Raw genomic sequence first — 8,153 nt, 5'->3', positions numbered from 1 at the left:
CATGCGTCGTAACCCCTCTCGCCCCTGCATCATCCCTGCACGCATAAGTCTTCATTCCAGGATCCATATACACCGCATCATGCATCAGGAGGATAGTTACATCATGCTCAACAATAATTGTCCAGGCGGGTCATGTTCGTCGTGGAAAGAAGTTTTTGTCGAATGTATTGTTGTGATAACAGGAGGTTATTGATGAAATTAGATAAGTATTATGTCCAAGATAAGGCCGAGATTAAGGTCGACGGGAAGGTTCATGAGTTTCCTGTTATCGTGGGAGAGGAAGGAGAGAGGGCCATTGATATCAGCAGGCTTCGGGCGCTGACGGGGTATGTCACCCTGGATTATGGCTATATGAATACGGGATCATGTGCCAGCACAATCACCTATCTGGATGGAGATAAGGGTGTTCTCAACTACCGGGGGTACTCGATCGAGGACCTAGCAGAAAAATGTACTTTTGTTGAAGTCGCCTTTCTCTTGGTCCATGGTAGTTTGCCGACAATTAGTGAGTTGAAGAATTTTTCCGGAATGTTGAATAAATACGCCTTAGTCCATGAGGATATGGTTCATTTTTTCGATCGGTTTCCTCAAGGATCTCCTCCGATGTCGATTCTGTCCTCCATGGTTAACTCTCTGTGCGTATTTTATCCTGAGATGATCAATGATCCGATGCTTAAAATTGATAGGATGACGGCGCGCTTGATCTCCAAGGTTCGGACCATTGCCGCCTTTTCGTATAAAAAGGCTATGGGGCAGCCCCTGGTGTATCCACGGCACGATTACTCCTACTGTGCCAACTTCCTCAACATGATGTTCAATTCGTCGGTCTCTCCGTATGAGGTCAATCCAATTGTTGTCGACGCCTTGAATAAACTGTTGATCCTGCATGGCGATCACGAACAGAACTGCTCTACCTCGACAGTGCGGTTAGTCGGAAGCGCCCATGTTAACCTCTACGCTTCAATTTCGGCGGGGATCAGCGCTCTATGGGGGCCTCTGCATGGCGGAGCCAATCAGGCGGTTATCGAGATGCTTGAGCAGATCCATAGGGAAGGCGGTAATTATCGGAAATATATTGATAAAGCCAAGGATCCTAATGATCCGTTCCGTTTGGTCGGTTTTGGTCACCGGGTCTATAAAAATCACGATCCCAGGGCTCGGATTATCAAGAAGGCTTGCGATGATGTGCTTCAGGCCCTTCGCATCAATGATCCGCTGTTGGATCTGGCTAAGGAGATCGAGGCCGTCGCCTTGACTGATTCTTATTTTGTTGAGCGTCGATTGTATCCGAATGTCGATTTCTATAGTGGCATTATCTATAAGGCCATTGGTATTCCAAAGGATATGTTCACCGTCATGTTTGCCTTGGGGCGGTTGCCTGGTTGGATTGCTCATTGGAAAGAGATGTGGGATGACGATAATTGGAAGATCGGTAGGCCCCGTCAGATTTATGTCGGACCAGTGTCCCGGCCATTTGTTCCCATGGAGGAGCGCGGCGATTGAGCAAGAAATAGCTATGCTATAGTAGATAAGCGGAGCGCATTCACCTTCCTACTTTGAGTAGCTATTTTTTTTGTAACTGTTCAGGTTGTCGGTTTACGGTTAATAGTTGACGGTGATTGGGGCCTGCCAATGGCTGAGTTGAGTATCATGCGATGATTTATGACAAACCATGATTCTTTTAACCGTAAACCGATAAGTGATTACCGCTAACCTGTGCAGTTACTTTTTTTAAAGGTATTGCCGTGGTGTGCCGATAAGAAACATATCCGTTACCATCTCCACGCGTTGTCCATGAAGGACAGCGCTCATTCAGTCATGGATGATTATTTCTTGGGCGACGTTTCGACCAGATAACCATGTCATCTTCTCTCAGCATCAACTCCCTTATTGCTCAATTGACTCCGGGAATCATTCTCCCGTCGTCCCGGCAGCCGACTGCCATTCCCGCAGGGAGTGTGCCGGAATCCGGGGTGGTCTTTGTTCGCCAACAAGGGCAGCCAGGTTCAGCGGAAAATCAGCCTCGTCTTGTCTATACTCGAAAGGAGGCCTCTGGCGCGCTCCAAAATCGGGTGGCCGAAGACGAGCCGGGCAGTAAGGCCGAAGCGAACGAAACTTTGAGTCCCTCAGTTGATGACGCCGATGCTGAGAGCAACGCATCTTCCCCCGCAGAGACCAAAAAAAAATCAAGTGGGGAGCTGCTCTCCAAGGCTGAAATGGCAGTTGTGAGTGAACTGAAGCAGGCGGATCAGGCGGTGCGGGCGCATGAAATGGCCCATCTGGCTGCGGCCGGTGGATTTGCCCGAGGCGGAGCGACCTTTAGTTACCAGCGGGGACCTGATGGTCAGAATTATGCGGTGGGTGGCGAAGTTCAGATTGATACCGGGAAAGAGGCGACGCCTGAGGCTACTATCGTTAAGATGCAGATCGTCAGGCAAGCGGCTTTGGCTCCAGCTGATCCGTCTCCTCAGGATCAACGAGTTGCCTCCTATGCCACTTTGCAGATATCGGAGGCATCAAGGGAGCTTTTCTCCTCTCGCTCTTCCCGGGAGGTTCAACCGCAGCCGTTGGGAAATTCCGTAACGGAAGACGAGACCTCGCGCGATATTTATCAAAGGGCAGGGAGGGACATTGGCCAAGGTGATAATGGATCTGATAGCCCCTCGGTAAAAAAGGCCTTCTTCGCTTATTCTACGCCTAAACCATCCCCGTTTGACCAGGAAAAATCCGTTATCGATCGCATCGTCTGATCTCCCTGTGGGTAATACTCTGAGCCAACTCTTCGGCAGTCTTGACTATCCCCTGAGCCTGTGCTAGATATACCTGCTGTTCTGGGTCATGTGAGAGGTCTTCGCGTTTATTGATAAACGTGTTCTTTGACAGGGCCAGCCTCTGTGGTTTCTCCTTTCCTTGACTTTATTCTAGACGATTGAGCACAAGATGTATTTTATTGCTCTTTCTGATGTGGTGATGGCAATGCGTACAAATATCGTTCATAGTGGCGCCGGCGAACTGACATATGAGATTCGTAATATCGTTACCGTCGGTGAAAAACTTCAGAAACTTGGAATGCGTACCTATTGGGAAAATATTGGCGATCCGATTGCCAAAGGTGAGCATATCCCGCAGTGGATGAAGGATATCGTTATCGATCTGGCCCAGCAGGACTCGACCTATGGGTACTCCCCGACCAAGGGGATTCTGGCGACCAGGGAGTTTATTGCTGAGCGAACTAATAAGCGGGGTGGCGCTCAGATTACCCCGGAAGATATTATTTTCTTCAACGGCTTGGGTGATGCGATCAGCAAGATTTATGGATTCATGCGACCCACAGCCCGGGTGGTGATGCCGACCCCGAGTTATACCACCCACTCTTCGGCCGAAGCAGCTCATGCCGGAGATAGGCCGGTAACGTATCTCCTTGATCCTAATAATCACTGGTATCCTGACCTGGACGACCTGGAGAAGCGGATCAAGTACAACCCCGCTGTGGCGGCGATCTTGATCATCAATCCAGATAACCCTACCGGCGCGGTGTACTCCGAGTCAATCCTCGGGGGGATTATCCGTTTGGCCAAGAAGTATAACTTGTTCGTGATTTGTGACGAGGTGTACCTTAATATCGTCTATAACGGTTTTAAAACCCTGCCAATTTCTGATCTTATCGAGGATGTGCCGGCGATTGCCATGCGCGGGATGTCGAAGGAGATGCCGTGGCCCGGTGGTCGCTGTGGGTGGATCGAGGTCTATAACGGGCACCGCAAGCCGATGTTTGAAAAGTATGTCCAATCGATCCTGAATGCCAAGATGCTTGAGGTGTGCTCGACCACCTTGCCTCAGGCTGTATTGCCGCGGCTGATGTCGCATCCGGAATATGATAATTACCTGCAGGAGAGGATTGATCGGTATGAAAAGTATTCCAATATCGCTTACGATTACCTGAAGGACGTTGACGGGGTTTTGGTAAATCGGACTAACGGTGCATTCTATATGAGCGTGGTTTTTGAGGAGGGACGTTTGACCAGGAATCAGACTCTGCCGATTTCTAACCCCGAAGTCCGTAAGCAGGTTGAGATTCTGGTCAATCCTGAAGGGGTGTCGCTGGATAAGCGTTTTGTTTACTATATGCTGGGTGCGACCGGAGTGTGCACGGTGCCGCTTAGTTCTTTTGCCACTGAGCTTCAGGGGTTGCGGGTGACACTGCTCGAAAAGGACGAGAGTGTGTTCAGGCAGATATTCGAGGCGATTGCCGATTCGATCCGCAAGTATCTGGCTTCCTGATCGTTTTTAATTCAGATACTTTATCTTTCAGTTCATAAAAAAAGCCGCCTGTAAAAAGGCGGCTTTTTTTGTTGAATGGAGTCCAAATTGCCTCTGATCCAACAGGCAACAACAATCTGTCGTGCTCCTGCTGCTAGCTGCGGAGTAATCGCAACAGATCCTGGTAGATTTCGTCAGCAGTGGTAATGGATTTTGAGTTGGCTTGAAATGCCCTTTGAGTCATTACCAGATTGGTCATCTCCCTACCGAGATCCACATTGGACATCTCAAGAGTGTTGTTGGTGACTCGGCCCAACCCTCCAAATCCTGGTGTGCCCAAGGTGGCAAGTCCTGATTCGTTGGTAGCGGCAAAGGAGTTGCCTCCCACAGTCTTTAACCCTTGGAGGCTGTTGAAGTTGGCCAGGACCAACTGTGCCTGTTTAATATCCGGTCCGTTTGAGTATTGGCCGAAGATGTTGCCCTGTTCGTCAAGTCGAAGCGCTTGCAGGAGGCCTCTGTCGGTGCCGTTCTGTCTTTGGTAGATGATTGCCGATGGACTGGCGTAACTGGTGGTTGTCAGTGAGTTGCCAAGGTACCGGCTCTCTGCCGATACGATAAATTCTGCCCCTTGACTGCCGAAAATTTCAGCGATGTCTGTGGCCGTTGCCGGTGTCGCTCCGGTGGCATTGGCATAGCTAAGGGAATCAATCGCCAGTTGACTTGCGCCCACTTCTGTGTCTGTCAGGGTGAGCGTGCCGTTGATGATTTCTGCTTTGCATGCGAACTGATTTTGTAAGCCAAAGAGCAAGTCTTCAATAGATTGGGTGAAATCGACGGAGTAGGAGTAATCTTGCGGCGTGCCATCGCCCGATCGACCTTGAAATCTAATGATGTCGCCATCTTTGACTTTATTGCCCTGGGAATCGAAGATGGAGTCCCAGGACGAGGAAGCATTGATCGGTTGTGAGGCGTTAGCGGAGGAGAAGGAAGGGGTGGGGCTGTTTACTACCTGTGGTCTAGGGGTGTTGCCGAAATTGATGACGGAGGTGTCGTTGATTGCAGCCCCGCCCAAGTTATAGTCAAAATTGAAGTAGGATTCTCCTCTGGGGAGAGTCAGCATTGAGGTTGGGTCCGGAACGACATTGCCATCAGGAGGAATATCCCAGCACTCGATATTGTTCAGCTCTCCGGTGGTGCTGAAATGAAGAATTCCGTACAGCAGGGCGCCTGCGCCCTTGTCCGAGGCGCTGCTGTAACGGGAGGCGCTGCCGTTAACCAGCCTTTGATCCAGAGAGGGTTGGCAGGTCACCAGAAACTCTTTTTCGTTTAGATTGGCGGTGCTGTCAAAGTAGATATTCAGGTAGTCGGATAGAGAGTTTGCTGATGTAGGTCCAGGATCAGAACCGTAAATTTTTATTGATGTCGAGTATTCATAGCTGTCAGCAGGAATGGGGGACGAACTATTTCTGCCGTCCCAACTGGAGAATAATGGGGTGTTGACACTCTCGCTCAGCTCTGGATTGTCCTCCAGGTTGATTGAGAGATTTACCTGAGTCGTTGCCGATTGGGGAGATGTCTTCTTGATCAGAATATCGCTGACCACAGTCGGCGATACTGTGCTGGAGCTGAGGTTATAACCTTGGACATATTGTCCGACTGGTGAAGTCAGGTTATAGGCGTTTGGCTCTGGTCCGAGGGTGGGGGTGAGCGTAAATTCGCCATTGCGGGTATATCTGTCTGCCGCTAGGGCGTCGGGATCTCTCATTACAAAAAAGCCTGCCCCGCTGAGAGCCATGTCTGTTGACTTGCTGGTATTTTCGAGTGACCCGGCAGCGAAAGAGGCGCCAATGGAGTTGAGCTGGACTCCACGCCCTACCAACACTGAGCCCATGGCAGTATCCAACCTGTCGGCGAAGGTGGCCTGACCAGCCTTAAAGGCGCTGGTGTTGACATTGGCGACATTGTTGGCAGTGACATTGAGCTGGTGGCTCATGGCATTAACGCCGCTGATGCCGTTGTAAAAGGATGTGAGAAAGTCCATTGCGTGCCTCGCCTGGTGTGCAGAGATGATATGGGTTTGACTAGGTATTGTTTGCAACGAGTATGCCATGCCTTGTTGAAGTGTATTTGTCGTGTTTTGTCGGCATGTTATCGTTGTTTTGTGGTGTCTGGAGGTGGGAATTTTTTTCCCTGGCTGCAGGTGTCGGATGTGACCTTTCTTTTTCCCCTCCCTTTCCTTGACAACCCCTGGAACACTACTTACTATTGCTGACTATTACAGGGGTTGATCCCGTAAAATCCTTGTCAATCGGGATCTTAGCGTAAGTGACAGGGGAGAGTGTCCTGTGGCAAAAATGATGAGCAACGGAGGAATGGGTGGTAGGACATAAAGGGAAGAAAGCGGCAGTCTCAGAGGCCGCGCCGGAAGTAATGGCAGATATCGGTGAAGGTGAAGAGGCTGCAGGTGTTGAGACTGACGCGGCGGCAGATGAAACTTCTCAGATGATAGCCGCTCTTGATGCCGAGAAACAAGAGGCTAACGATAAACTGTTGCGCCTGGCCGCTGAGTTTGAGAATTACAAGAAGCGGATGATCAGGGAGCGAGAGACGGCGATTAAGTATGCCGAAGAGGGGTTGCTCAAGGAACTCCTGCCTACCCTTGATAATCTGGAGCGAGCCCTGGCTCATCAGAATAGCGGCGATGATATCAATGTCCTGCGGGAAGGGGTTGGCATGACCATGAAGGTGCTGATGAGCGCTACCGCCAAGTTCGGCCTGGTTGCCATCGAGAGCGTGGGTCAGCCGTTTGACCCGAATGTGCACGAGGCCCTGGCAATGGAAGAGAGTGATGAGGTTCCCCCTCAGGCTGTGATCCGTGAGTTTGAGAAGGGGTATTATTATAAGGATCGTTTGCTCCGCGCAGCTAAGGTTGCGGTGGCGAAGGCCCGCGAATAAGGCCTGGTGGTATTGACGAAGACTGCCTTTCGGCAGGATTGATATGATTCAAATTTTACGTTTTTGATAAGGAGAAAGATATGGGAAAGATTATTGGCATTGACCTGGGAACCACCAACTCCTGCGTCTCAATTATGGAAGGCGGGGACCCTCAGGTTATCACGAATTCAGAAGGAAATCGGACGACACCCTCGATTGTCGCTTTTTCTGCAAACAATGAGCGTCTGGTTGGTCAGGTTGCTAAACGGCAGGCTGTGACCAACCCTACCAAGACCTTGTTTGCCATCAAACGGTTGATCGGTCGGAAATTTACCGATAAAGAGGTTGCCAAGAGCATTGAACTCAGTCCTTTCAAGATCGTTAAGGGCAGCCAAGGCGATGCCGAGGTGGAGGTCGATGGTAAGAAATATACCGCGGCTGAAATTTCAGCCATGATTCTGGGCAAGATGAAGCAGACTGCCGAGGAGTATCTTGGCGAAACGGTTACCGAGGCAGTAATCACCGTGCCTGCTTATTTTAACGACAGTCAGCGCCAGGCAACCAAAGATGCCGGTAGGGTCGCCGGTCTTGATGTGAAACGGATTATCAATGAGCCGACTGCTGCGGCCTTGGCCTATGGTCTCGACAAGAAGCATGAGGAGAAGATCGCGGTGTTTGACTTGGGCGGTGGTACCTTCGATGTCTCTGTTCTTGAGATCGGCGATGGTGTTTTTGAGGTCAAATCAACCAACGGCGACACCTTCCTTGGCGGCGAAGATTTCGATATGCGGGTGGTTAACTGGTTGGCGGACGAGTTTAAACGCGATAATGGCATCGACCTTCGAAGTGACAATATGGCCTTGCAACGGTTGAAGGAAGAGGCGGAAAAGGCCAAGAAGGAGCTGTCGACCACCATGGAGACCGATATCAATCTCCCCTTTATCACTGCCGATGCCTCT

At 50.4% G+C, this 8,153-nt stretch carries 6 protein-coding genes; 5 read left to right on the top strand and 1 reads right to left on the bottom strand.

Translation table 11 applies throughout. The features are described from left to right. The first annotated feature begins 192 nt into the window (after positions 1-192). From FP815_03700 to FP815_03690, 3 genes are all read left to right on the top strand, one after another. Positions 193-1,503: a citrate synthase gene (locus FP815_03700; GenBank protein ID MBA3014041.1), complete on the top strand. Its 1,311-nt coding sequence runs from the start codon at positions 193-195 to the stop codon at positions 1,501-1,503. Between the two features lie 356 nt (positions 1,504-1,859). After that, the gene (locus FP815_03695) at positions 1,860-2,750 is read left to right on the top strand and encodes a hypothetical protein (GenBank protein MBA3014040.1); all 891 of its coding nucleotides are present in this window, start codon (positions 1,860-1,862) and stop codon (positions 2,748-2,750) included. Positions 2,751-2,976: 226 nt separating this feature from the next. Then, positions 2,977-4,281, top strand: a complete 1,305-nt coding sequence (locus FP815_03690) for a pyridoxal phosphate-dependent aminotransferase (GenBank protein MBA3014039.1) — start codon at positions 2,977-2,979, stop codon at positions 4,279-4,281. 133 nt (positions 4,282-4,414) lie between these two features. On the opposite strand, the gene FP815_03685 is transcribed toward FP815_03690, so the two are convergent. Further along, positions 4,415-6,370, bottom strand: a complete 1,956-nt coding sequence (locus tag FP815_03685; protein MBA3014038.1) for a flagellar hook-basal body complex protein — start codon at positions 6,368-6,370, stop codon at positions 4,415-4,417. 320 nt (positions 6,371-6,690) lie between these two features. On the opposite strand from FP815_03685, the gene grpE reads away from it, so the two are divergent. Beyond that, positions 6,691-7,215, top strand: a complete 525-nt coding sequence (gene grpE / locus FP815_03680) for a nucleotide exchange factor GrpE (GenBank protein MBA3014037.1) — start codon at positions 6,691-6,693, stop codon at positions 7,213-7,215. Positions 7,216-7,295: 80 nt separating this feature from the next. Next, positions 7,296-8,153, top strand: an 858-nt coding sequence (locus FP815_03675) for an Hsp70 family protein (protein ID MBA3014036.1), incomplete at its 3' end; no start/stop codon positions are given.

The sequence above is a fragment of the Desulfobulbaceae bacterium genome, from assembly GCA_013792005.1.
In the GTDB taxonomy this organism is placed as follows: Bacteria; Desulfobacterota; Desulfobulbia; order Desulfobulbales; family VMSU01; genus VMSU01.
This window is presented reverse-complemented; position numbering and strand designations above follow the sequence as displayed.

Coding starts and splice junctions, on each gene's coding strand:
- FP815_03700 (MBA3014041.1), top strand. CDS start 193: ATGAAATTAGATAAGTATTATGTCCAAGATAAGGCCGAGATTAAGGTC.
- FP815_03695 (MBA3014040.1), top strand. CDS start 1,860: ATGTCATCTTCTCTCAGCATCAACTCCCTTATTGCTCAATTGACTCCG.
- FP815_03690 (MBA3014039.1), top strand. CDS start 2,977: ATGCGTACAAATATCGTTCATAGTGGCGCCGGCGAACTGACATATGAG.
- FP815_03685 (MBA3014038.1), bottom strand. CDS start 6,370: ATGGCATACTCGTTGCAAACAATACCTAGTCAAACCCATATCATCTCT.
- grpE (MBA3014037.1), top strand. CDS start 6,691: ATGGCAGATATCGGTGAAGGTGAAGAGGCTGCAGGTGTTGAGACTGAC.